This window comes from Campylobacteraceae bacterium (genome assembly GCA_013215945.1).
Lineage (GTDB): Bacteria > Campylobacterota > Campylobacteria > Campylobacterales > Arcobacteraceae > NORP36.
On sequence record JABSOM010000001.1, the window covers coordinates 245,377 to 271,181 of the forward strand.

A 25,805-nucleotide genomic window follows, 5' to 3' on the forward strand; every position below is an offset into this window, starting at 1 on the left:
TTATTCCAACCTATCAAAGAAACTTTCTTCTTCTAGTAAATTACTTTGACTTTCATCAGAGTAAAATTTCATTTCAACTCTTCTATTTTCTGCTGCAACTTCACTTTTTGGGTGAAAAGAAGAATAACCAGATACTTTTAATTGTGCAGGATCAATTCTATTTTTTATTAATTCTTTAACAACTGAAATAGCTCTTAACGCAGATAAATCCCAACCATCTCTTGGCAAAGAATTTCCTGTTACTGTGTTAGAATTAGTATGTCCTATAATTTCTATAGAGAAATTTTGAGGCATGGTTCTAATTACTCTTGCAATTTTAGCAATAAATACTTTGGCACTTCTATTGCTTAATTCATATTCACCTTCATTAAACATCAAACTTGAAGGGATATCCAAAGTAAACTCATTTTTACCCTTAGTTATTTCTAACTGTTCGGTTTCAATATTAGTACTTTGATTAATTTCTTCTAAAATTTCTTCTATTTCAGCCGCCGCTTGTTCATTAACATCTGCAGAATCAGATTCTTCTGAGCCCGTTGTATCACTAGAACCATACATATCCGTTTGTTCTCTGACATCCGAATTTTGATCTAAAAAACCCATGGCTTTTTTCATTACATCAAAATACTCTTCAACTTTAGTTTTATCCATTACAGCCATAGACAATAATAGAATAAAAAAAGTTAATAACAAAGACATTAGGTCACCAAATTGAACCAGCCAACCAGGTAAACATTTTTCACATTCAGGACATTTTTTATCAGCCATAAGTCAGTCTATTCAGGTATTTCAACTAAAATTGCATTTAGTTTCATTTTAATATTACCAATAGATTCTTCAGAAGCAATCATAGCAGTTCCCGCAATAACTACTTCATTCGCAGTTATCTCAACCTTATGTTTTTGAGCCAATTTACTTTCAATGATACCTGCAAATAGTGTACCAATTAATGCACCGTACATGGTTGTAAGTAAAGCAACAGCCATAGCCGGCCCAACAGCAGCAGGATCAGATAAATTGGCAAGCATTGCAACTAAACCAACAAGCGTTCCAATCATTCCCATAGCCCCTGCTGTTCCCCCAATATTACCAAATAATGCAATCATTATTCCATGTCTATTGTCCAAGTGTTCATTTTTAAGCTCTAGCATTGGTACTAAAACATCTGGTTTTGTGCCATCTACTAATAATTGAAAAGCTTCTTTAAAAAAAGGATTTTTTTCTTCTAGGATTTTTTGCTCAATTTGCATAACCCCATGTTTTTTTATTTCAGTTGCATAAAAAGTGATTTTTTCTACTAACTCAGGAAGTGGTTCTACTTTTACCTCATTAAAAGCAGCTTTAAGAGCAGGAGTAAATCTTTTTAAATCAGCGCTTTCAAATTGGCCAGCAGTTACAGCAGTTGTTCCTCCAATAACAATAATAACAGAAGGAATATCCATATAAGGACCAAAACCAACCCCTCCAAGAACAATTGCTAATGCAACAAAACTCCATCCAGCTCCAAGTCCAATAACGGTACTTTTATCCATATATTATCCTAATCCAATTTGACTTAAGCGTGTCATTTCATTTCCAATGTTCTTAATCTTTAAACCAAACTTTCCTTCAACAATAACGGCTTCACCTTCTCCAATTTTAATTCCATTAACCAAAATTTCTAAAGGTTCATTCACCATTTGTTCTAACTCAATAATTTCACCAATATCCCAACGCAAGATATCTTTTAACAAAAATATCTTTCTTCCTAAGCGTACGCTTAATCTAAGTTTTATATCAAAGAGCAGTTTTAAGTTTTTTGCAGAAGTGTCATTTAATAAAGCAGCAACGGAAGAAACCTCGCTGCTTAAAGCAGAAGGTGCTTCAGCAGCTGGTGCAGTACTGGAAGCTGCGTTTTCAACAGTTTCAAGCGTTTTTTCTACTTCTTTTCCTGTGATTTCAGCTATAAAAGGTAATATTACATCATCGAAATTAATTAAAACGGAAACTTTTTCATCGTCCATTGAAATATCAAAATCAAACGTATTATCTCCAAAAGGAAGAGCCGAAATCTCTATTATTGAAGACTTAAGGACTTCTGATTTAATACTTCCAATATCATCAAAACCTTGGGCATTAATTGAAGTAGAAATAGAACCACAAACATTTGAAATGATTTCATTAATTGCATCTGCAATTTCATCATCTATATGCTCTTTTAAATCGCCCATTCCGCCTAACATTAAGTATTCAAATTTTGTAGCACTGCTAGTAGGTATATAAAATTTCCAATTACTTACTTGATCTTTAAAAGAAAACTTAATAGCAACTTCTATACTTTGTGTAGAGCTAATATCAGAAGCCACAGCATTTTTAGTTGAATTAATAGTGAAACTTTTTGATAACAACTGTTCTAAGGTATTAGAAAGCTCTTCTTTAATAATATTTGATAAATCTGATGCCAATCTTAACCTTTATCTAACACTTCAGCAACTTTTGCTAATAAATGCGCTTTTACTTTCATCATATCTTCTGTAGGAAAGCGGTATTCTGCTTCACCTCTTGTAACTTTAATAAAAAAATCTTGTGAAGCTTTGTTATAACCGAACTTAACATTATCAATAATAATTTCATTGGGTAAGTCAACTACAACTTCTTTATTCGCTTTTTTATGTTCTTCATTGTCTTTGACTTTTGGATTATCATCAACTTCAGGGACTTTTTGTATTTTTTCAACATTGCTTATTTTTGCATTGTCAATATCTGGTATTCTTCCAACTTCCATAATAGCCTCCTATCTCATATCTAGTAACAATTATTATACCAAAATAAAATTAAAATAATTATGTTTTAATATAAATAAGAAAATACCAATAAAAAATTGCCTATTCCTCTTTATAATAATAAAAGACTTTAAAGAGATTCCAAATATTTATCAAAGTTTTTTAAGGTAAAATCAATTAAAGAATCATGATAAGGGCCTTTAAAATATTGTGTGGCACTGGAAATTTTTAAATCTTGAATCAATTGCACTCCTGTCAAAAAATCAGCATCTTGGTCATTTAAAATAGCCTTAATAAGAGAGACTTGAATAGAAGCATCAGCATACTGATTTGCTTGCAATAAAGCTGCTACTATTAGGTACATAGTATATTTATCTTCCAGACCATAATTTAATTGTAATTCTTCCAAAATATCAATTGTTTCTTGGGATTCTCCCTTATGCAATTTAAGCAGAGCTTTTGTTCTTAAATAAGAAGGAGTAGTTTTTCCCGTAATATCTAAGTGTGCTCTATCAAATAAACTAAGTGCTTTTAAAATATCAACATAAAAAGAAGTAATAATTAAAGGGCCTTCTAAAAAATTATTATTAAGTACTAGAGGAATAGTATCTTGTAATCGTATACGATATTCAAAATCACTTTCATTTTTTTGTTTTATACTTAATTTCAGTAAATATACAAAAGGATCTCTAAAATAATCTTTTAATAAGGGTTCATTAATGCTAAGCTCACCTTTCTTCATAGCCTCTAAAAAAGATAAAGATTTATAAAAAACGCTGTGTTCATAATCTTTTGAGTTTCCTTTGACATTAAACTTTTCATCCATAAATAATTTATACAAACTGTGTCCAAAATATATAAATAAGCCATCATTTGATTTAACATTACTTTGAATATATTCTTTATCTCTAACTTTTAAGTGTATTTTATCTGCTGTTATTAAAGTCATAACAGCATAGAGTTTATTTCCTGGATTTAATTTATAGGCTTTTTCGAAGTATTTAAAAGCATTGTGATAATCATTGATTTGCCCATAACAAAGCGCTAAATTGTAGTATACATACGATTTAGTATCTTCTTTTATAAATGCTTTTAATTTTTTAATTCTAATAATGGGATCGTCTTTTATTATATTTAAAAAATTAATATTATAATCTAACATTTCTTCTAAAGAATCAAGATTTTGTCTTGATTTAAAGATAAATCCTTTTGCCGAATCATAAATAATTTCTTCATTATCAGAAAATATAAAAGGCGCAAAATAAATAATATAATCAATCATACGGTCCTTAGAAAAATTTTTAATAAAAGAAAAATATTCTTCACTACTATATTTATTTTTATTAAAATACATTTTCAAAGGCATGCTTAAATTGGCCGAAAAAATAGATTTTTTCTTATTAATTATTGATAGATGTTCTTTTAATTTCACAAGTTCATTTGCTTTTAAATCTCTAAAAACCATTAACCAAAGAATTTTATGTTTTTTATCTAAATTAACTGTATTTTCATAAGCACGTTGTAAAAAAATCTCTGCTTGAATATAATTTTTTACTTTTAAATGCAACATTGCTGTTTTAAGATTTAAAGGGAAATGCATTGTTTTTAGAATTGTTATAGCTTTTGCATACTCTTTTAAAATAATATAAGTATCTGCCATCATTCGTTTAGAATGTTCACTCATATTTTTGTTTTTACGACCAATATTTATAATACTCTCCAAATATTTTACTTCATTAGTGATTTGATATAAATAATATGCTGCACTCATATAAGAATAAGTTTGAGTTTTTTTTGCAGCTTTGTAATTGTAAATTTTATTTAAATAAAGTTTAGCGTTGTGAATAGAATTTAATTTATAATAAGCAATTCCAATATTTAAAAAAGAGGGGATTTGAATTATTTGCGCTGTTCGTTTTAAAATAGCAATGGCTTTCTCATATTCTTCTTTTTCAAGAAGAAGTACGGCTTTATTAAACTCCACTTGCAAAGTCATGTTTTCTTGATTCTTTTTCAAGGTATCGTATTTAAAAACTATTTCAGGAGTAGAATCTGTTAAACTTTTATTTTCATTTTTTGCACTTAAGGAAGTTAAACAAAGAAATAAACATAAAAATTTAAAAATATTTTTATTCATTTTAAACCATTGTATTTACTTGAGAATACAATTCTTCAATTCTCTTTTCTAAAACAACAACCTTACCTTTGATATTATTATTCTCAATACGTAATTCCTGAGATTCATCTCGTGCACTTTGTAAATTATCATGATTTGCTTTCATTGCAGTTGCATCAGATTTTAATTGGTTTTCAAGTTTTTTGACCAAATTATGGTATCTATCACCATCTTGGCTTAATAAGTTCTTTTCTTCATTTACTTTTCGGTATAAAGTTTTATAAACACTCATACTCGAAAAAAAATACATTGATAAAACACCTAATATCATTACTAATACAAGATTTTCCACGTTTATTTCCTTCTTATATAAAGAGCCAAAGCTCTTTATTATATTATCGTTTTAAGGCTATTAATGTTGTTAACAGTGAATCTGCTGTAGTAATTGATTTTGCATTGGCTTCAAAAGCTCTTTGAAATACCATTAAATTAACCAAACTTTCAGACAAATCTGCAGTTGATAATTCTAAAGATTTAGACTCAATCAAAGCTGTTTTATTGTTGTTTACATTAAAAATGGCATCACCAGAATTATTGGTTTTTTGATACAAGTTATTACCAATTGCTTCTAATCCACGCATATTATTAAACTTAGCAACAGCAATTTGACCAATAGCATATTCAGCCCCATCTTGTTTCATAGTTACTAGGCCTGTTTCATCAACTGAAAATTCACCAAAAGCACTGTCTGATATGTTTAATGTATCCAATCTTAGCTGTAAGGAATCTTGTGTGGTGGTTTGATTAATAGTAGTTACGATTTCCATAAACTCAGCACCTGCACCTTGACGGCCAGAATAATCTGCATTTTTATCTAAAATTGCTAAAGCAGTTGAAGGAGCATTATTTGTAGTAATAACTAATTTAGAAGTAGTCATAGTATCTGTACTGTTCGCAGCAAGAATAATTAAACTAGTACTACCAGAATCATAAGTCACTTTATTTCCTGATAAAGTGGCAATAGCTGCACCAAGTGCATCTGCATCTACAAAAGCGGATGGATTTATTTGTACATTACGTACCGTTCCATTATCATTGTAAGTAAATTCAATAGTATCATTGGTAGTTAAAGGATAAGTATAAGAACTTAGATCTAAAACAGAGCGATCTGCTTGATCAATATTAACAGATAAAGAGGTAATACTTGTTCCGGTAAGTGTTAAAATATCTGTAGTACTATTGTAGCTTGCACTACCAGTACTTACAAGATTTGCTGCATTTTGCATAGCTATACCAATTTCATCCATAGTAGCAAAAGGACCTGTAACAGTAAGAGCTTGTGTACCAACTAAAACATTTGTATCTACATAATTAAAAGTAAATTCTTTTACAGGAAAACTTAAAGTAGTAGCAGATAAATCAATTGTTTCACTAGCTGTTCCACCAGTACCAGATACAGTAACTAATGTAGTTCCATCAATTCCTCTTACTACATCATTTTCAAATGATAGTTTAGAACTTGTAATAACATCCGTTGCATGAGCAATAATTCCAGCACCAGATACCGTAACACCGTTACCTAAAGCAGCAGCAGCAGTATTCATAGCAGTAGTGATAGCAGCTAAATTAGCATAAGATCCAGAAAAATTTGCATTGATTGTAGTTCCTGCTTGTACATATGAAAATACAAATTGTCCAGAAACTGGAAAAGCAGGAATATTCATAGTCGTAAGATCAAGTGTACTATCTGTAGCTGATGCTGTATCATTTGAAGCAGTAGTAGTATATGTTTCATTTTGATTTGACAAAGGAGTATAAGTAGTTTCATTTGATTTTAAAGTACCTGAAAATTCTACATCTGAATTACTATCAAGTGTTTTAACAACTAAGTTTCCATTAATTACTTCTGCTTCAATATAAGATTTTAAATTAATATCACTGTTTATTTTTTCAGCTAAATTTTCTAAAACAGTTTGTAAGGGAGTACCAATTATTGATTCAGCTAAAGGACTAGTGGCTGCTGTAAGTGTAATGTTTTTTCCTAAATCTTTATCGTAAATTGAAATACTGTAATCAAATTCTGTAGGAGAAGTAATTAAAGAAGAAGTAGCATTATATTCTATTCCTAAATCCTCAGGTCTGTATACATCTCTTTGTTTTCCAACAATGGCATCAGATAAAGCTTGTTTAGCAGATGTAACAGCTCCTAATCCACTTCCTTCTTCAGCTGCTGTTTGACTTCCCGAAATATTAAGACTACCTTGTGTTACTTGTGTTCCAGATACTTCTGCATGTTCTTTAATCGTAAATTCAACACCAGGTACTAAACCTTTAATTTGAATCATTCCATGTAGAACATCTAAATCTTTTGTAGAACTTTTAAAAATATCTGTATCTGAATAGGTATTAGAATATGGATCACTACTGTCATAAGCAGTCCCATTTGTAATAGTAGTTGCAGTATATCCTTGTTTTTCAGATATTTTATCCGCAAGTGCTTTATACGTAGCAATTCTACTTGCTGCTAAATCCGCATCGGAAGCATCAATAATACCATCACCTGTTAAATCTCCAACAGAAGCAGGTGTTAGGGTTTCATCCGCAACCTTATTAATAAAATCTTGTGCAATTTTATCCCCATCAATAAATACATAAATTTGATCATTTTCTTTTTTAAGAGTATCTCCTTTAAAATTTAATTGAGAAACTTGAGTTCTTGAACTTGAAGATAATGCATCAGGTTCTGCTTGTAGTTTTTCTAACCAAGAGGTATAACTCTGAATTAACAGATCAACATCAGAAGTTTTAGCAGCTTTTGATTTAGCTCCTCCCCCATTAAATATAATTTCTGCATCTTTAACTGCTGTTTCAGTATAATCTGTAGCTTTTGCAGTTACTGTTTCTATATAATTTGAATACTTAACTACTTTTGAAGATAAAAGTTCTGTATACAAATCGGTAAATACTGAAGTATCAGGATTGGTTGAAAGTACATCTTTTTGAGGATCAATTGGACTCAGAGCCCAACCTTGAACTTCATTTCCTTGGGCATCTTGTAAGGTTCCATTGTCGCCCATTCTAAAGTTTCCAGCTCTTGTATAAAAGACTTCTGAAGTTCCTGCAGAACTTTTATTTGATACTGCAAAAAAACCTTCTCCATTTAGAGCCATATCGTAAGCAACACCTGTTTGTTTACGACCCCCTTGAGTAAAGATTTTTTCAGCATCTAGTACTTTTGATCCTTTACCAATTTTATCTTGGTACAATTGATCCGCAAAAGAAATTCTTGTGGCTTTGTATCCCACAGTATTTACATTTGCAATATTGTGTGCTTCATTATCTAAAGCTTTTTGTTGTGTTGCTAGTCCAGAAATACCTGTCCAAAGTGCTGAAATCATGATTTACCCTTTTTGGAATAAAATATTAAACATTTATATGCTTAAACATTAATATAAAATATATTAACGTTTAAACACACTATCTTTTTAGTCCTAGTGCTGTTTTTAAAAAATCATCTGATGTTGTAATAACTTTTGAATTGGCTTCAAAAGCTTTTTGAAATGTCATCAAACTAAGCAAGTCATCAGCTATATTAGCATTACTTAGTTCTAAAGATTTAGAAATAATACTCGTATTATCTCCTGAATACAAAGCAGCACCCGATTGACTGGTAGCCATATAATTATTATCCCCAACAGCTAATAATCCTCTGTTATCAGAAAAACGAACGGTAGCTAACTTAGCAATTAAAAACTTTGTTTCTCCATCTTTCATATAAATATTTCCATCAATAATTTCTAAAGAAGAAAATTTTGTAGAAGAAAGATTCAAATTATCTAATTGTAATTGAATAGCCGAAGTAGTAAGACCTTCTACATTGGCCTTTGAAATTGAGTTTGTAAGTTCTAATAATGTTCCGCCGGCTAATTCAATAGCCGTTTGCAAGGCTACTCTAGAATTCTCAATCAAACCTAATCCTGTACCAATTTGAGCTTCAATAGTATTAGTAATGGTAGGCGACAAAGAATTAATCGCAGGGCTTGTAAATAAAACTTCTTTCCCTGGCACTAAAACTGTAATATCAAGACTTCCACTGGGATCAACAACAGCACTTAAACCTTTTATATCTGAAAGTTTATCAGCAAACAGATTCATAGTAGTATCTGCATTGGTATCAAATTTTTGTATTACTTCGACCCCCTCAACATAAACAGAAACAAAATCACCTTCTTGAAGTAAGTTACTTTTCAAACTATCAAAATCAATTTTTGTAACTTGTGAAACAGAAGGACTTGAAACGTCATTTGCACTACTAATATAAAGATTAAGTTTTTGTGAATAATCCGCTTTTAATTCTTCAATATCTACAATAAGTGCACTTTTTGATTTAAAAGAGTTTCCACTTGTACCTGTACTTTGTGCTGTATCATAAAAATTACTGGCTTTAGTATTAATACTAATAGTTTCCGTATTTGAAGTAATAAGTGCAGAGCCTAAAAACTGCGTAAAAGTATCATCAAAATACGTAGCTCCATTGCTTCCTAAAACTTTAGTAGCAGTGGGAAGTACACCTTGAACTTGTAAATTATCAGCAGTTAGAAGAAAACCTTCTGGTCCCATTTTGAAATTACCTGCTCTTGTGTAATAACTTTGATTATCTAAAGTGCTTATTGCAAGAAAAAATCCATCCCCTTTAATAGCTACATCATAATCAACTCCCGTTGGTTTAATATCACCTTGAGAAAATACTTTAAAGGTACTTTCAACAGAAACACCTTTACCTACTCCATTTTGGTACATTAAATCATCAAAGCGTATCTCTGATTTTTTATAACTTATGGTATTAACATTTGATAAATCATTTGCTTGCACATCAATTGCTTTTTCAAAAGCAGCAATACCAGAGATACCATTAAATAAAGAACCTATCATATCTTTGTCCTAGAATATTTTTGTTACACTTGTAAAAGGAATAGTAATAAGTTGATCTGAATAAACAGCTTGTACACTACCCGCCATCTCAAAACTATAATCATCTGTTTGAGTTACGCCTTCACCTTCTGAATCCAGAATAATTGGTTTGTTATCTGAATCTCTTATTACTTCTCCTGGATTTTTTAAAGCAATATAATGGCCTGTTGCATTACCAGCACTGTCCAAAATATTTCCTTTAATATCATAATTAACTACCTTACCATCTTGATCTAAAACTTGATCTTCTAAAAATAATATTTCTTGGGCTCTTACAAAAACTTCTCCATCTGTATTTTCAACAGATCTTACTGTATATGCTTTATTAACTCCAGAATCAGAAATGTTTCCATCTTCAATATTTTTGCCAATTACATTTGCAGCCGTTGATAAAGCAGACAAAGAATAAGAAGCTTGTAAAGATTCCATAGATTTTGCTAATTCAAGGTTGGTTTGAATATTGGACATTTGCATTTGAGTATCTAACATTCTATTTGAATCCATGGGACTCGTTGGATCTTGATGTTTCATCTCTTCTAAAAGAAGCGTTAAAAAATCTTCATTGGTTAAATTATCGTTTGATATTCTTGTTGTATACGAATTTCCATAATCATCTACTTTAGTTTGTGTTTGTACTGCATCTACTGCCATAATAATCTCCTACATTCTTTCTTCAAAGAAATATCTAACAACGGTATCAGAATCCATAGATTCTTGCACTCTTACTGCTAGTTTTTCTTCCATTACAATGATATCACCGGTTCCTATAATTCTTGAGTTGACATAAATATCTCCCCCTGAACCTGCTGTTTTATCTAAAGAAACAATATCTCCTTCAGACAAATCAAGAAACTCTTTGATTGTTAAATTAGCATTACCAAGCATAACATCAACTTGAATTTCAGCATCAACTAATAAATCATAATCTCTTTCACTAATATCCATACTTACTTCTTTACATAAATTTAATATACAAAAATTATATCATAAGAAAAGTCTAGATTTTAAAGAGATACGATAAATATATCAGAGTAAACAGTACTTTAATCTAAAAGAAAGAATTGAATAATATATCTAGGAGTATTATGTTAAAGATTCTAGGGATTCAAACATTGTTGAAACTTTTGCTTCAATATTCCCATCAAAATTTCCTAAATCACTGGCAATAACTACACCACCAATGGTGACATTTGTATCATGCACCAATTCTATGTAATCTTGTAAATTAAGGTCATTTTTTAAGATTTCATAATCTTTTGGGTTTAAATGAATTTTAACTTTTGAGGCAGTTTTTATTTTTAATAATAAGTGACTAATGGTTTCTTTCGCAATTTGCGTTGAATTAGCGCCTACTTCAATTGCAATTATTTTTTTAGCAATTGCCATTGATGTTTTCAAAAGTTTTGTTTCCATTTGAAAAGAAGCTTGCTCAAAAAACGAAGCATAATGTTTTAAATCTTTTATGGCTTCAACTACTTGTTTATCAATAACTTGCTGACTTACACCATTTGTAGTCATTAAAGTTAATTGTTTTTTAATATCTGTAACAGAGTTGGTAAGAGCTGCAATTTGTTCCATTAAAGGCTCATTTTTTTCAGCCACATTACGGTGTTCTAATTTAGCAACGTTTTTCATTTGATCTGTTTGATTAAGCTCACCTGTATTAGAAAAAGTACCTAATTCATAAGAATGTACTTCATTATCACTTTTAATTACTTTTGCATTTGAATAAACATTATTTTTCATTAGGATTCGTCCATATCTCTTTCAATTGAGCCTTCTTCCATAAGTTTTTGGGCAACATCTAACATTTTTCTTTGGGCGCTTTCAATGTCTTTAATTTTGACTTTATTAAGCATTTCAAATTCTTCGTTAAATCTGTCACTTGCTCTTTGACTCATAGAAGAAGTAATTTTCTCCATATCTTCAGCAGGAGCATTTTTCATAGCAACCGCAACATCTCCTGTATCAACATTTTGTAAGATTTTCATAATATATTCGCTCTCAAGTTCTAATAAATCTTCAAATACAAACATATTTTCTTTAATCTTAACCGCCAGTCCTGTATCAACCCCATTGATATTTTTTAATATATCTTGAGACTTAGGTCCAAGACGATTTAACATATCAGCAACCACTTTAACTCCACCAACATCTACAATAGAAGAAAGTAAAGACTCTAGTTTTTTCTCTAAAACTTCTGATATTGTTCTTACAACATCAGGAGAAACATCTTTAATTGTTGCCATTTGCATAGTAACTTTAACTTTGTTATCTTCTTCTAGTTGCATTAAAACATCAGCAGCTCCTGAAGGCTCCATATGAGATAAAATAACTGCAATGGTATGAGGAGATTCATCTTTAATAAAATCGCTTAATTGTTTAGGATTAATAGCATCCAAATAAGAAAAACTTTGAGCTGCTAATTTCATACGAGAAAGTTTTGCTAAAACTTCATCTGCTTCACCCTTACCTAAAGATTTATATAAAATTTCTTTTGCATAATCATAACCCCCAGAAGTTATAAAGGATTTAGATTTAGTATAGAGATGAAATTCTGCTAAAATAGCTAATGACATCTCTTTATCAATAGAAGAAAGTTGGGTAATAGCTGTTGATATGTCTTCAACCAAATTAATGGGCAAGTTCTGAAATATTTTAACCGTTGCATCTTCTCCAATTAAAACAAAAAATCTTGCGACTTTGTCAATCATTGGCATTCCTCTTAAGAGTTCGTCTCTTCTTTCAACATCCATTTTTAACCTTTAAACTTTGAATCACCTTCTGATAATAACAATTGTATCATATTTGCTATTTCTTCAGGATTATCATGTATTTCTCTGTCTAATTCTTCTATTAGAAGTTCATATTTAGCAGCACTTTCATCATCCATTCCTTCTAAAGAACTCAATATCTGGCTTTTAATTTTAGCTTTGAGCCTGCCTTGCGCACCAGATATATCAAAATCTTCATTAAAATCGATATCTATTTCACTGTCATCTACTACTTTACTGTCCGCTTTATCACCTAAAATAACAATTTCATGGTTTACTATAAATTTTTTATAAAATACAAACAACAAAATAGCAGCAATAATATATTGTACATATTCACCAAAATCTCGCATAAGCGATTTTATAAGTGCAATATCATCTGTACTTTCAGCACCAGATGAAGTAATTACATTTCCATTAGAATCAAGACCTTTTCCACCTAACTCGCCTAAACCTAAGAATTTAAAATCTCTTACAGTAACTTTATCTCCCCGTTGTTCATCGTAACCAATGGTTTCTTCTACAAGTGATACAATAGAAAGTAAAAATTCTTCTTTAGATTCTACATCTTTTAAAACACTGCTATCAAAAGTAACAGCTGCAGTTACTCTTTTAATAGAAGAATACGCATTGTCTCTTTGATCAATGACTTTTTTAGATATTTCAAAATTTACAATGTTTTTACTTGATTCGCTTGAAGATTTAATATTACCATTATTTTCTTCGCCACCTGTATTTTCTATATTACTTTGAACACCTGGTATGCCACCTTTTTCTTTTATTCCACCTTGTGAAGAAGAAATATTCTCATTGGTTTGAGAACTTCTGATTGTACCTTCTGGATCATAGATTTCTTCTTGAATTCTTTTATTAACATAGTCTAAACTTAAGGTGACTCTAGCAACAACTCTCCCAAATCCTACAAATGGTTCAAGTAATGCTATTATCTTATTTTCGTAATCTTGTTCCAGTCTTTTTTTATATTTATCTTGAACAATGGATTTTTTATTATTAGAGTCATCTTCTGATTCTTCTAATAAAGCCCCATCTTGATCTATTAAATTAATATTTTCTATTTTTAAATTAGATACAGCAGAGGCAATAAATTTTTTAATACCAATAATTTGTTTTTGTGTTAAAAATACACCTTGTTTTAAAGCAATTACTGCTGAGGCTGTTGGATTAACTTTTCGTTCAGTAAAAATAGTTTCTTTTGGAATGGCAATTTTCACACTGGCACTTAAAATACCTACTAAAGATTCTAAAGAACGAGACAATTCACCTTCTAAAGCTCTTAAATATTTAACTTTATTTTCAAAATTAGTAGTTCCTAATGATGATTTCTCAAATATTTCCCAGCCCACATGTTTTGTACCTGATGCTGAAGAAGTCACTAATTTAATTTTAGCAATATTAATAAATTCTTTAGAAGTTTTTAAGGTTAAAGAATCTCCATTTCCTGAAATTAAATATTTTATTCCAGCTGCTTCTAATTCATTAGACGCAGCAGAGACTTGGCTTTTGGTTAAATTACTTGCAATAATATAATTTAGTTTTTTATCTTCAGCTTTTACACTTGAATATACAAGCAAAGCAATTAAAAGAACAAATAATAGAGAAACTCCACCCATAATAACAGCTCTTTGTGCTGCTGTTAAATTATTTACAAACTTAAAAAGTTGTTCCATATAATAATTATCCTATTTAATTTTTAGCTGATGATTCAATAACAGAACGTAAAAGTCTTGAATCTGTTTTAATTGATTGTTGCAGGGCTGAAAATATCATTTGATTTTTTGACATTTCGCCCATTTGTGTATCTAAACTAACATTATTACCATCATTTTGTTCTTCTAACCCTCTTACTTCACGTAATATTGGTTTGTTTATTTGTTTTTCATCACTAGGGAAAGCAATATGGTTTTCATGAGTAATATTCATTTTTAAGTCATTTTTATCAACTTTTTTCATTTCATCTTCAAAAATCAATTCTTTAGTTTTATAATGAGGAGTATTAATATTTGCAATATTAGATGATATAACCTTTTGTCTTTCACTTCTAAAACTCAATTGTTCAAAAAGAAGTGCTTTTACAGGGCTAATTTCCATTATACCATCCTACCTAGTTTTTGTATTAAACTTCTGTTCATTTCATCAATAGTAGTAATGGCTTTTTGTGATTGCGCAAAACTTTTACTGGCATCTATTAATCCAATCATTGTATTTACCATATTAACATTCGATTTTTCAACTGCGCCTTGCATAAAAAATCCTTCATTTAATTCTTGTACTTCTACTTGATTTTCATCTTTAACGCGGTAATAATTATCTCCAAATTTATCTAAATTTGTAAACTCTGTTTTTACAACTGCAATTAAGCCAAGAAAATCATCTTCTGTTGATATTGCTTCATTGTCATTGTTTAAAACAAAATTTCCATTTCCATCAACCAATAAAGAGTTATTTAGTACTTTAAAAGAACCATCCCTTGTATACATAACTTCGCCATTTGCATTTTGCACTTTAAAAAATGTATTTTGATCTTTTAGTGCAAAGTCTAATTTATTACCGGTCATCTCAATGGGGCCCATAGCAGATGAAATATATTTTTGATCAATTTTTGGTATATTATTTATAGCTGCACTTTCATTCATAGTACTTGAATTTGATTCTCGTGCTTCTTTTAAATAATTGTTAAAGGTACCTTCACTTAAACCTTCTTCTTTAAAACCATTTGTATTGACATTGGCTAAATTATTCGATATTACATCCAAACGACTAATTTGATTAATCATTGCAGCTGCAAGTGGGTAAGTACCTTGGTTCATTATTTATCCTTTTGAATATTCTTCTATTAATGATTCTAAATCATCTGCACCTACAAGATCAGTTTGTGTATCCCCTGTAATATGTTTTGCCACCACAATTTCTTTATGAGAATTATCATCTTCAAATAAATTATTTAAATAAGTCGATAATTTTCTAATTACAGACATTACTCTTTCTATTTTTTGTCTGTTAATATCATTAAATTGCATTAATTCCATAGCACCATATATTTCCATGTTTTCATCATCACAGTTTTGTAAAACATTTTTACAATTGTTTTCTAAGGATTTAGCTTGTGTAAGATTATCTTTAAATTGTGCAATATTAGGAAATTTCTCATTTAATGTTTCCAATAAAGCAATCTGACTTATAACAAATTCGTCAAGAGGTTTAATTTCTTTAGTAACAAAATCGTTATTATCTAAAACAAGAGACAAAGTATCTAAAATTTTAGATGCTTTTTCTTCCGAATCACTTGCAACTTGGCTTAATTGATTAACAACCTGAGTATCTTTATCTACAGGAAAAGGAAAAACACCTTGATCAATTTTACTCTCAGCCCAACCTTTTCCTATCTCTTCATGATTAGAAGAAATCTGCTCAACTACAGGCTCAGGTAATATTTGATTCATATTTGTATCATTTATTGAATCAATTTCCATATTTTGCGCACTTGAATCTTCAGAAGCAATACTGTTAACCAATTCATCAATTGACAATTCTTCTTCACTTGATTCATTATTGTTTGAATTATTAACACTTTTATCTGGCCCAGTATCACCATCTTTAGACTGATTTACTTGGGTATTTTCATTCTCATGCATTATTTCAGATGTTTCATCCATATTAAATGCATCTGCAGAAGAAACTTCTGTTATTTCTGAATTAATTAGCTCAGATATCTCATCTATTTCGTTTTTTTCGTCTACTATTTCGATTTCTTTGCTATTTTCTTCAGGGTTAGGAGTATCTTCTACTTCAATTCCACTCATTAATGCTTCAATCTCTTCTTGACTCATACTCATTAGAAAACCTTTTAAATATTTTTAATAAATCTACTTTTTATTTTAATACACCATCTAATTTCTCTTTTAATATTGCAGCATTAAAAGGTTTTACTATATAATTATTTACCCCAGCTTTTAGAGCAGTAATAACTTCCATTTTACCACCTTCAGTAGTAATCATAATTATAGGAGTTTTTTGATGAGCCCCGCCACCACGGATATGTTTAACCAAATCTAAACCATTCATATTTGGCATATTCCAATCTGTTAGTACAATGTCATACTGACCTTTTTGAAGCATTGACCATGCTACAACTCCATCTTCTGCTTCATCAAAATCATCTTTTGAAAAACCCAATTGTTGAACCACATTCCCAATTATTCTTCTCATTGTTGAACTATCATCAACTATTAAAATTTTCATATTATACCTTTGTACTAATCATTATTTATCAATTATATAAAATTTGTATTGAATTTATACTTAATATAGCTAAAATAATTAGTGTAATTTATGAAAGTTTAAAAGTTCTTTAAATATAATAATCTTAATTACAAAAGGATTTCTAATGATTAGAGGATTATATACTGCTGCAACGGGTATGAATGCGCAACAACATCAAATAGATGTCACGTCAAATAATATTGCCAATGTTAATACTTCTGGTTTTAAAAAAGACAGAGCCGAATTTCAAGATTTAATGTATGAATCATTAAATTACACTGCAGGTCAAACATCTGCAACTACTACAAATCCTACAGGAATAGATGTGGGAATGGGTGTAAGGCTTTCAGGAGTACAAAAGAGTTTCCTTCCTGGAAATAATGCAACAACGGGGAATGAATTGGATATTGCAATAGAAGGTGATGGTTTTTTTGCATTAACTTTACCCGATGGTGAAATAGCATATACAAGAAATGGGTCTTTCAAATTTGATGCTGAGGGTGCTATTGTTAATGGAAGCGGTTATAAACTTGAACCAGAAATTGTAAAACCTGATAATGTAATTGATTTAACTATTGGAACAGATGGAACAGTGAGTGCAACAGATGCTACAACAGGAGATCTTGTAACGTTGGGGCAAATCACTATTGTAGATTTTATTAATCCGGCTGGTTTATCTCCTATTGGAGAAACAATGTTTATGTCTTCTGCCTCTTCAGGTGATCCAATTGAAGGAAATCCAGGAGTTGAACAATTTGGTTCCTTAAGACAAGGAATGCTAGAAGGTTCAAATGTATCTTTGGTTACGGAGATGGTTGATTTGATTACAGCACAAAGAGCTTATGAAGCCAATTCAAAATCTATTACAACAACAGATGAGATGTTAGATATTGTTAATAGATTGAAAAGTTAATAATTATTAATATGAAGCTTGAAGAATTAAAAAATGTTCGCAAAGAAAAACTTCTGGCACATAAGCGGAAAAAAAGAGAATATTATTTAAAAAATAAAAACAAAGAAAAAAAAGTCACCCATGATTATGAAAATGATTTAAGTGATTTAAACTTTGATTTTAAAATAAAAGAAATAATTAAACAACAAAAAAAACATGTGGATTCTAGAAAAGAAAAAATCATTAAGAAAATAACGCAATACAAAAAACAAAAACAAGAGTATTATTTTTTAAATAAAAATAAACGTTTAGAATATGATAAAGATTATAGAGAAAAAAGAAAAGAAGAACTAAAAGAGTATAGAAAAGAATATTATGAAAAAAACAAAAGAAAAATATTAGAGAAACAAAAAGAAAAACGAAATTCAAATAAAGATAAATAAATGGCAGAAAACAGCAATACAAATGATTTAGATGAGTTGATGAGCCTTGATAGTGATATCCCTCAAAATGGTAATGAGGATATGAATGAATTAATGGATTTAGATGCAGATGCAAATACTGAATCTTCTGACATGGATGAACTAATGAATTTAGACAATGATATTGATGATAATAATAACATGGATGAATTAATGAACCTAGATACAAATGAGATAAAAGAAGATGAGTCCAATATGGATGAATTAATGAATTTTGATGAAAACAATGAGGATAGTATTGTTTCTGATATGGATGAACTTATCCAAGATAACCCTTCTGATGCCTCTAATTTGGATGAACTTATGAATCTGGATGAAGAAGATAATAGCACTGAAGATCAAGAATTAGATGAACTTATGAATCTGGATGAAGAAGATAATAACACTGAAAAAGATTTAGCAGATGATGAATTAGAAAACCTTGATTTCATGTCAGAAGATAAAGAAGAAGAAAACCCCTTACCCCAAGATGATTTAAATGAACTTGGTTTGGCTTCTGTAATAGCAGGTACTGGCACACCTATAGAATCAATTGATAGTGAAAAAATGGAAGAAAACAAAGATATTCAAAAGAAAAAACCAAACTATATAAAATATTTATTAATTGTTCTGGCTGTACTTGCTTCTTTTTCTATTATTCTAGTTATTTTATATTTTTTGGGATTTTTTGAAAAAGAAGTTGAAGAGAAAAATATTATTAAATCAAGCATGAGCAAAAAAACAGAAAAATATAACTTTAAAATAAAAGATATTAATGTTATAAGATTAAACAAAAAATTAAATTTATTGACAAAATACCAAATCATTGAAAGCGAAGATTTAGAATTAAAAGAGAAAAAGAAAAAAGAATATCAAACAAGTCTTGAAGATAAAAATGCACAATTATTGCAAATTAATAAAGACTTAGAACTTTTAGCCAAATACAAAGAAATACAATTATTAAAAGAGAATAATAATTTATTAAATAATAATAAGGTCTTAAAAGAAGAACTAAATACCACACAAGAAGAACTATTACTTGCACAAAATAAAGAAAATAATCTTGAAAAAGAAAATGAGAAGATAAAAGAAGAAGCACAAGAAGCCATAACTTTATTAGAAAAACAAAAAGAAGAAATTGAAAAAGAAATTGAAGTAGATACTGAAGCAGAAAAAAATACACAAATAGTTATTGAAGAAAGTACTTTACCAATACAAAACAGCCTAATAGCACAAATAATGGTTGAAGAACAAGATGAAATAATAGAGCAAAGTTCTTTTTTAGCTTTTATAAAAGTTGAAACAAATAATACCCTTTTATACAAATCATTTATTGATAAAATTGAAGCAGTTGATAATAATATACAATTGTGTAGAGATAATAACAATACTGTTGAAGTATTATTGGGTACGTATAGTGAAGAAAAAAGAGATGAAGTACTTAAAAAACTTCAAAAATCATTTAAGAATGAATCTTATAAAATTGATTTGACACAAGAAGAATTTGACAAAAGATGTAACTACTAAGAATTTTTTTCTTAGTAATTACGAATAAAATTCTTAGCTATTTTCTAAAATAATTAAAGAGTCTTTCACAATAATTTCTTTTTCATTAATATTTACACTAAGAATATATTCTTTATTGTAAGGTATTAAAAATGTTTTAGCCAAAGATTTATCCAATAAGTCTTTAGACGTTATAACTTCTAAATAATCACTCAAGGGATAACGGTGTATTTCACTAACAAGTCCTAGAACAATCTCATTTTCAATCACTTGACACTCTTTAATATCAAACCAAAAAAATTGGTCATCTTCTAGGGCACAAGAATCTTTTGTATCTTCAATTGTTGTATAAATCTCAGTATTTGTTAGTCGTTTAGCTGCATCAATGTCATTAATTCCAAAAAACTTAATCACAGCTCTTTTTTCATTAAAGGATTCAACTATTAATGTAATATTTTTATTGGTAGTAAAACTTGCGTTTTTTTTGAATTGAGAAGGAAAGTCGGATTCCAGAAAAATTTTAATTTCTCCTTTTAATCCAACTGATTTTCCCAGTTTTGCTATATAAACATTTTCCATAAAACTAGTTTGCCAATACTTGTATCTTGTAAGATACACCGTCTTTAGCTTTACAACCATTTGCCATGGTTTTTAAAGCATTGATCATATTACCATTCTTGCCAATTAATTTACCAATATCATTTGAATTGGCTTTAATTGTAATTTCTGCAAAGGTTTCATCAATTTGTTCTTTTGAAACCTTAACTTCATCGGGACAAGAAACAATTAACTTTGCATAGTTTTCTATGAAATTTGTTATCATAGGAAAACCTATTTAGCTGAAGTAGCTAATTTATTAACTTTTTCACTAGGTTTAGCACCAACGCTTAACCAATAGTTATATCTTTCTAAATCAATTTTAAGAACCTTAGGCTCAACTACTGGGTTAAAATAACCAATTGATTCAATCCATCCTGAATCTCTTCTTTTTCTTGAATCTGTTACAACGATTCTATAAAATGGTTTTTTGTTTCGACCCATTCGTGTTAATCTAATTACTGTCATGTTTTTTTCCTTTTAATTTTCGATAGTATTGAATTCTAAACTCTTAGAGTTTACAGTTCAACACTATACATTTTTATTGTTTTATCTTCCTAATCCAGGAAGACTGCCCATAGCACCAGGTGCTTTCATTTGACCCATCATATTAGCCAAACCTTTCATTCCACCCTTAGATGAAAGTTTTTTTGCCATTTTTGATGCAGATTTAAATTGTTTTAAGATTTTGTTAATCTGAACTTCACTTAAGCCACATCCTTTGGCTATTCTTTTTTTTCTACTTGGATTAATTAAAGAGGGTGTTTCTCTCTCTTTTGGTGTCATAGAACCTATAAGGGCTTTAATTCTTTTAATCTCAACAGAATTATCAAAATCCATATCTTTAAGCCCTCCTGTCATTGCAGAAAGACCAGGAATCATACCAATGATTGATTTCATAGAACCTAGTTTGCTCATCATAGCTAATTGGTCTAAAAAGTCATTATAATTAAATTCACCTTTTTTAATCTTACGTGCTACTTGTTTTGCCGTTTTTTCATCAATTAATACAGATGTTTTTTCAGCTAAACCTTCAATATCACCAGCACCCATTAATCTAGAAACAATTCTTGAAGGAATGAATACTTCAAGATCAGGCATTTTTTCACCCGTTCCTAAGAATCGTAAAGGAACCCCTACTTGATGTGCTAAAGAAATGGCAACTCCACCTTTAACATCTCCATCGTATTTAGATAAAATAACACCATCTATACCAATTTGTTCTTTAAATGCACTGGCTGTTTTACTTGCATCATGACCTGTTAATGAATCTGCAACATAAAAAATTTCATCTGGGTTTAAAGAGTCTTTTATCTCTTTTAATTCTTTCATTAATTCTGTATCTATGGCTAAACGTCCAGCAGTATCAACTAAAAGAACATCATAATGTCCCTCAAGCGCTTTTTTCTTTGCAGCAAGTGCAATTTTTACAGGGTTTTTTTCATTCTCATCATAATAAATGTCAACTTCAATTTGTGCAGCAATTTGTTTTAATTGTTCTACAGCGGCAAGTCTTTGTAAATCACACGCAGCAACTAATACTTTCTTTTTTCTAAGTTTAAGATAATTTGCTAGTTTTCCTGTTGTCGTTGTTTTACCAGAACCTTGAAGTCCTGTCATAAGAATAGTAGTAGGAGGAGTAGATGAATAAACAAAACCTTGATTACCTGGCGTTGTTAATATTGTTTCTAAAGAAGTAGCTAAAGCTTTAAGAAAAGACTCTTGCCCAATTCCTAATCTTTTTGTTTCTGCTTCAACAAGTGTTACTAATTCTTTTGTTGTTTTATGAAAAACATCTGCTTTTAAAAGTGATTTTCTTAATTCAGTTGTGGCTTTACTTAAAGACGCTGCGTCATCTTTAAATCTGATTTTATTAACTGCATTTTTAATAGAACTACTTATAACATCAAACAAAATAATCTCTCCATATTTTTAATTTTGTAATAATACAGATATTTTGCTTTGTTTAATATTAAAGTGAGTGTGTTTTAAGTTAAATTTAATATAAAATTGATAATTTTATATTAGCAGTAGCCATTACTAGGGCTAGTAGCAATTTATTAAACTTCATTTATACTTAAAATATACAAGATTATTCCAGTCCAAAAATTCTAAACTCTCTTGGTTCTTTTGCTTCAAAAGTATAATCGAATATTTTAGTACATTTAGAATGCAATAATACTCTTTGTACGTTTGGTGATGTTTTACCATAGGTTGCATCTCCAATAATAGGAAAACCAATTGAGTTTAAATGTACTCTGATTTGGTGTGTTCTTCCTGTGTCAATTACAATTTTAACTTTTGATTTATTTCCTTCTACATACATAGGATAAACAGTAGATTTAGCATGTTTACCTGCTTTTTTATCAATAGTAGATCTTGCTTTTCCAGAGTGTTTAATAGTTAAAATTGGTTTATCAATTTCTATATCATCAATAAATTTTCCCTCAACAACAGCAACATACTCTTTATAAACTCTGTTAGCTTTAAATTCACTTATTGCTTTGTTTTGAAAAGCTTTATTTTTGGCAAACAACATAACACCTGATGTTTCTTTATCTAATCTGTTTAACAAGATATAATCAGGGAATTTTCTGCTTATTTCATCCGCTGTTAAAAAAGCGGGTTTATCCACAGCCATAATATCATCATCTTGAAAAATAATTCTTAAATCATTTACATCTTTAATAGCAAAATTTGACCTGACATCTATTTCGCCCCTAGCAATTGTTACTTTTCTACCAGCAACTCTTACAAGTCCTTTATCAATTAATGTTTTAGCTTTTCCGTTAGAAATTCCTTCTTGTTGTGCTAATAATTTATATGCTTTTTCAGTTTCCATTTATTTCCTTTATAATAGGCTCAATTGAACCTTTTTGAACCAGTGATGAATTTTTTAAATTCTTAACATTTTTTAATGTATCTTTTAGTTCTTCATTTTTAACAATATAATAATCATTTACACACTCAAAAAGTGATTTTTGATTAAATATATGTTCTCCACTTATTATTTTACAATTAAAAAAAGCAGGCTCAATTGGATTATGTCCACCAATTTTTTCAAAAGCGCCACCTAATATAACTGCATCTGATATATTCATTATATCAATTAAAATTCCCATAACATCTACTAATGTAATATCAGCATTAAAATGGGCATTTTTAGAATATCTATTATATGTCAAATCTTCTTTTCTACAATACTCTTTAATTAATTTTTCAACTTTATCAAAACGTTCAGGATGACGTGGAACAATTATTAGTTTTCCTAAATCTTTGTTATACGCATCTAAAATAAGTGCTTCTTCTTTTTCATGTGTAGAAGCAGCACAGAGGACAAAACTTTTAGGTTTTATTAACTCTTGTTTTACTTTTGGTAAATTTGCAAGTTTTATATTCCCTATAACTTCTACATTTTTTGCACCTAATTGAAGAAGCCTTTTTTTGTCTTTTTCGCTTTGTGCAAAAACTTTATCTATATTTTTAAAAATTTTCTTATAAATCCATGCATATCGTAAATAAGACTTATAAGACTTATCAGAGATTCTTGCATTTATTAATAACGTTTTTGTATTTGTTTTTCTTGCACACAAAAATAACATATACCAAAGCTCAGCTTCCATAACCAATAAAACTTTTTGGGGTTTAATCCAAAAAGGTAAAAAAAGTTCATAAGGCAAATACCTAACACTGCTAGAAAACTTTTTAGCTTCTTCATATCCAGTATTGGTAATTACACTTATATTAACTTCTTCTTTTAATTCTTTAACTATTGTTTCAATAGCTTTAGTTTCTCCCATAGAACAACAATGAAACCATATGTCATTTTTATCAAAGAATTTATTATTTTTCAAAAAAAACTTTGAAGGAATTGCAATTTTATATTTTTCTTTTGAAGCTTTGTACAGTAAAAATGGAAGTGCTAGAAGATAGAGAAATAGACTAATTAAAAAGTATATTAGACTAAAGAGGCTCAATTAAGCCTCTTCAGATTCGTTTTCTTTATAAAGAATTCTTCCACAATGTGGACAGTTTACAATCTCATCAGATTTAATTACTTCTGAATATATTTTATCATTTATTTTCATGTAACAACCATAACACGCTTGTTTTCGTACAGGTACAACAGCTGCATCAGTAGCCCATCTTTTGATTTTTTGGTAAAATGTTAAGATTTTATTATCAAAATTTTCTAATAATTTTGATCTGTCTTCATATACTTCATTTCGCTCTTTAGAAATGCTTTCAATATTACCATCAACTAGAACTTTAAGTTCAGCAATTGAAGCTTCTTCTTCACTTAATTTTGATTGAAACTCTTTTAATTGTTCTTCTTTTGCAGTACTTAAAATGTCAAATCTGATAATTTCTTCATTAGCAAAAGTAATTTGTTCTTTAGAAATTTCTTCTTCTAGTTGTAATGCTTTTAATTCTCTGTCTGTTTTAACAGAAGAATGTTTTTTAGCAATATCTTCTAATTTAGATTTTAACTCACCTAAGTGAATGTTATTTTTAGTTGTTTTTGATTTTATATCATCAATTTCTGCATATAAAGTATTGATTTTACCTTTTATTTCTTCTGCTACATCAATAAATGCTGCCAACTTACTGTTTTCATCTTCAATTCTGGGTTCAAATGCTGAAATTTTTGTATCAAAACTTGATAACTTAACTAGGTCTTCTAAATATTTATTCAATCGGTTCTCCTTGTTTACAAAACACAAATGGGTTTTTTGAAGCTGTAATTATAGCTTTTAATTTATTATTTTCCAAATATTTTTCTAAAAGTCCCATAAGAAGGGTACTAAAGGCCTGTTCACTTTCATAGTGTCTGATGTCAATTAATGAGATTTTTCTACTTTTGGCTTCCATAGCTTCATGATATTTAATATCTCCGGTTAAAAAACAATCTGCTTTTACCTCTTCTAAAAAGCTCATTCCAGCACCTGTAACTAATGCTACGCTTTGAATATAATCACTGCACTTAACAACTTTGTTATAGCTAAGATTTAATTTTTCACTGATATATTTTGAAAAATCATCAAAGGGCATATTTACTTTTGCATATACAATAAAATCCTCACTAGGAATTATTTCTAAACCTAAGATTTCTTGTGCTACATATTTATTTAAATGACTTACATCAATATTTGTATGCATAGAAATTAATGCAATATTTTTTTGAATAAGTATTTTTAATAGTTTTGTAGAATAAGAATCATAATTTACTGTTTTTAAGGCTTTAAAAATTAAAGGATGATGAGTAATTATCAAAGAGTTATTAGGAATCAAAGCCAACATCTCTTCATCTAAATCAATGCTTATATGCACTTCTTTTATATCATCATTTAAATTTCCAACCAAAAGGCCTGAATTATCCCATTTTTCTTGCAAAGAAAAAGGGGATAGTTCATCTAAAAAATTATAAATTAATTCCAGTTTCAT

At 29.4% G+C, this 25,805-nt stretch carries 28 protein-coding genes; 3 read left to right on the top strand and 25 right to left on the bottom strand.

Features of this window, described 5'->3' with window-relative positions; genetic code table 11:
- The 17 genes from HRT41_01150 to HRT41_01230 form a co-directional block, all read right to left on the bottom strand.
- Positions 1 to 768, bottom strand: a complete 768-nt coding sequence (locus tag HRT41_01150; protein NQY22616.1) for an OmpA family protein — start codon at positions 766 to 768, stop codon at positions 1 to 3.
- Positions 769 to 776: 8 nt separating this feature from the next.
- Positions 777 to 1,532: a MotA/TolQ/ExbB proton channel family protein gene (locus tag HRT41_01155; protein ID NQY22617.1), complete on the bottom strand. Its 756-nt coding sequence runs from the start codon at positions 1,530 to 1,532 to the stop codon at positions 777 to 779.
- A 3-nt stretch (positions 1,533 to 1,535) separates the two neighbouring features.
- Positions 1,536 to 2,444: a FliM/FliN family flagellar motor switch protein gene (locus HRT41_01160; GenBank protein NQY22618.1), complete on the bottom strand. Its 909-nt coding sequence runs from the start codon at positions 2,442 to 2,444 to the stop codon at positions 1,536 to 1,538.
- 2 nt (positions 2,445 to 2,446) lie between these two features.
- A complete protein-coding gene (locus HRT41_01165; GenBank protein ID NQY22619.1) occupies positions 2,447 to 2,764 on the bottom strand; it encodes a flagellin in 318 nt (105 codons plus the stop codon).
- Positions 2,765 to 2,892: 128 nt separating this feature from the next.
- A complete protein-coding gene (locus HRT41_01170; GenBank protein ID NQY22620.1) occupies positions 2,893 to 4,758 on the bottom strand; it encodes a tetratricopeptide repeat protein in 1,866 nt (621 codons plus the stop codon).
- A 142-nt stretch (positions 4,759 to 4,900) separates the two neighbouring features.
- Positions 4,901 to 5,230, bottom strand: coding sequence for a hypothetical protein (locus HRT41_01175; GenBank protein ID NQY22621.1), 330 nt, complete (start codon positions 5,228 to 5,230; stop codon positions 4,901 to 4,903).
- A gap of 43 nt (positions 5,231 to 5,273) precedes the next feature.
- On the bottom strand, positions 5,274 to 8,276 hold the full coding sequence (locus tag HRT41_01180; GenBank protein NQY22622.1) for a flagellar hook-basal body complex protein: 3,003 nt from the start codon (positions 8,274 to 8,276) through the stop codon (positions 5,274 to 5,276).
- A gap of 79 nt (positions 8,277 to 8,355) precedes the next feature.
- The gene (locus HRT41_01185; protein ID NQY22623.1) at positions 8,356 to 9,810 is read right to left on the bottom strand and encodes a flagellar hook-basal body complex protein; all 1,455 of its coding nucleotides are present in this window, start codon (positions 9,808 to 9,810) and stop codon (positions 8,356 to 8,358) included.
- A 9-nt stretch (positions 9,811 to 9,819) separates the two neighbouring features.
- The gene (locus HRT41_01190; protein ID NQY22624.1) at positions 9,820 to 10,500 is read right to left on the bottom strand and encodes a hypothetical protein; all 681 of its coding nucleotides are present in this window, start codon (positions 10,498 to 10,500) and stop codon (positions 9,820 to 9,822) included.
- A gap of 9 nt (positions 10,501 to 10,509) precedes the next feature.
- On the bottom strand, positions 10,510 to 10,794 hold the full coding sequence (locus tag HRT41_01195; GenBank protein NQY22625.1) for a FliM/FliN family flagellar motor switch protein: 285 nt from the start codon (positions 10,792 to 10,794) through the stop codon (positions 10,510 to 10,512).
- Between the two features lie 138 nt (positions 10,795 to 10,932).
- On the bottom strand, positions 10,933 to 11,595 hold the full coding sequence (locus HRT41_01200; protein NQY22626.1) for a flagellar assembly protein FliH: 663 nt from the start codon (positions 11,593 to 11,595) through the stop codon (positions 10,933 to 10,935).
- Positions 11,595 to 12,605 carry a flagellar motor switch protein FliG gene (gene fliG, locus HRT41_01205; protein NQY22627.1) on the bottom strand — a complete coding sequence of 337 codons (1,011 nt, stop codon included), beginning with the start codon at positions 12,603 to 12,605 and terminating at the stop codon, positions 11,595 to 11,597. Before fliG ends, HRT41_01200 begins: the two co-directional genes overlap by 1 nt.
- Before the next feature lie 2 nt (positions 12,606 to 12,607).
- Positions 12,608 to 14,311 (bottom strand): flagellar M-ring protein FliF, encoded by a 1,704-nt coding sequence (fliF, locus tag HRT41_01210; GenBank protein ID NQY22628.1) that lies wholly within the window; start codon positions 14,309 to 14,311, stop codon positions 12,608 to 12,610.
- 16 nt (positions 14,312 to 14,327) lie between these two features.
- Positions 14,328 to 14,732 carry a flagellar basal body rod protein FlgB gene (gene flgB / locus HRT41_01215; GenBank protein NQY22629.1) on the bottom strand — a complete coding sequence of 135 codons (405 nt, stop codon included), beginning with the start codon at positions 14,730 to 14,732 and terminating at the stop codon, positions 14,328 to 14,330.
- On the bottom strand, positions 14,732 to 15,451 hold the full coding sequence (locus HRT41_01220) for a flagellar hook-basal body protein (protein ID NQY22630.1): 720 nt from the start codon (positions 15,449 to 15,451) through the stop codon (positions 14,732 to 14,734). Before HRT41_01220 ends, flgB begins: the two co-directional genes overlap by 1 nt.
- 3 nt (positions 15,452 to 15,454) lie before the next feature.
- Positions 15,455 to 16,477 carry a hypothetical protein gene (locus HRT41_01225; GenBank protein ID NQY22631.1) on the bottom strand — a complete coding sequence of 341 codons (1,023 nt, stop codon included), beginning with the start codon at positions 16,475 to 16,477 and terminating at the stop codon, positions 15,455 to 15,457.
- Between the two features lie 37 nt (positions 16,478 to 16,514).
- Complete coding sequence (locus HRT41_01230) at positions 16,515 to 16,883, bottom strand: response regulator (GenBank protein NQY22632.1); 369 nt, start codon at positions 16,881 to 16,883, stop codon at positions 16,515 to 16,517.
- A gap of 145 nt (positions 16,884 to 17,028) precedes the next feature.
- Here HRT41_01230 and flgG point away from each other — a divergent pair, with 145 nt between their 5' ends.
- The 3 genes from flgG to HRT41_01245 are packed head-to-tail and all read left to right on the top strand — an operon-like array spanning position 17,029 to position 19,784.
- Entirely contained in the window at positions 17,029 to 17,817 is a 789-nt protein-coding gene (gene flgG, locus HRT41_01235) for a flagellar basal-body rod protein FlgG (protein NQY22633.1), read from the top strand.
- A gap of 11 nt (positions 17,818 to 17,828) precedes the next feature.
- Complete coding sequence (locus tag HRT41_01240) at positions 17,829 to 18,239, top strand: hypothetical protein (GenBank protein ID NQY22634.1); 411 nt, start codon at positions 17,829 to 17,831, stop codon at positions 18,237 to 18,239.
- Entirely contained in the window at positions 18,240 to 19,784 is a 1,545-nt protein-coding gene (locus HRT41_01245; GenBank protein NQY22635.1) for a hypothetical protein, read from the top strand.
- A 33-nt stretch (positions 19,785 to 19,817) separates the two neighbouring features.
- On the opposite strand, the gene rimM is transcribed toward HRT41_01245, so the two are convergent.
- From rimM to HRT41_01285, 8 genes are all read right to left on the bottom strand, one after another.
- The gene (gene rimM / locus HRT41_01250) at positions 19,818 to 20,342 is read right to left on the bottom strand and encodes a 16S rRNA processing protein RimM (protein NQY22636.1); all 525 of its coding nucleotides are present in this window, start codon (positions 20,340 to 20,342) and stop codon (positions 19,818 to 19,820) included.
- Between the two features lie 4 nt (positions 20,343 to 20,346).
- On the bottom strand, positions 20,347 to 20,586 hold the full coding sequence (locus tag HRT41_01255) for a KH domain-containing protein (protein ID NQY22637.1): 240 nt from the start codon (positions 20,584 to 20,586) through the stop codon (positions 20,347 to 20,349).
- Between the two features lie 8 nt (positions 20,587 to 20,594).
- The gene (rpsP, locus tag HRT41_01260; protein ID NQY22638.1) at positions 20,595 to 20,828 is read right to left on the bottom strand and encodes a 30S ribosomal protein S16; all 234 of its coding nucleotides are present in this window, start codon (positions 20,826 to 20,828) and stop codon (positions 20,595 to 20,597) included.
- An 81-nt stretch (positions 20,829 to 20,909) separates the two neighbouring features.
- Positions 20,910 to 22,274, bottom strand: a complete 1,365-nt coding sequence (ffh, locus tag HRT41_01265) for a signal recognition particle protein (GenBank protein ID NQY22639.1) — start codon at positions 22,272 to 22,274, stop codon at positions 20,910 to 20,912.
- A 178-nt stretch (positions 22,275 to 22,452) separates the two neighbouring features.
- Positions 22,453 to 23,202 (bottom strand): RluA family pseudouridine synthase, encoded by a 750-nt coding sequence (locus HRT41_01270; GenBank protein ID NQY22640.1) that lies wholly within the window; start codon positions 23,200 to 23,202, stop codon positions 22,453 to 22,455.
- Positions 23,192 to 24,337: a lipid IV(A) 3-deoxy-D-manno-octulosonic acid transferase gene (gene waaA / locus HRT41_01275; GenBank protein ID NQY22641.1), complete on the bottom strand. Its 1,146-nt coding sequence runs from the start codon at positions 24,335 to 24,337 to the stop codon at positions 23,192 to 23,194. Before waaA ends, HRT41_01270 begins: the two co-directional genes overlap by 11 nt.
- Positions 24,338 to 25,057 (bottom strand): hypothetical protein, encoded by a 720-nt coding sequence (locus tag HRT41_01280; GenBank protein NQY22642.1) that lies wholly within the window; start codon positions 25,055 to 25,057, stop codon positions 24,338 to 24,340.
- Positions 25,050 to 25,805, bottom strand: coding sequence for a Nif3-like dinuclear metal center hexameric protein (locus HRT41_01285; protein NQY22643.1), 756 nt, complete (start codon positions 25,803 to 25,805; stop codon positions 25,050 to 25,052). The genes HRT41_01280 and HRT41_01285 overlap by 8 nt, the downstream gene beginning before the upstream one ends.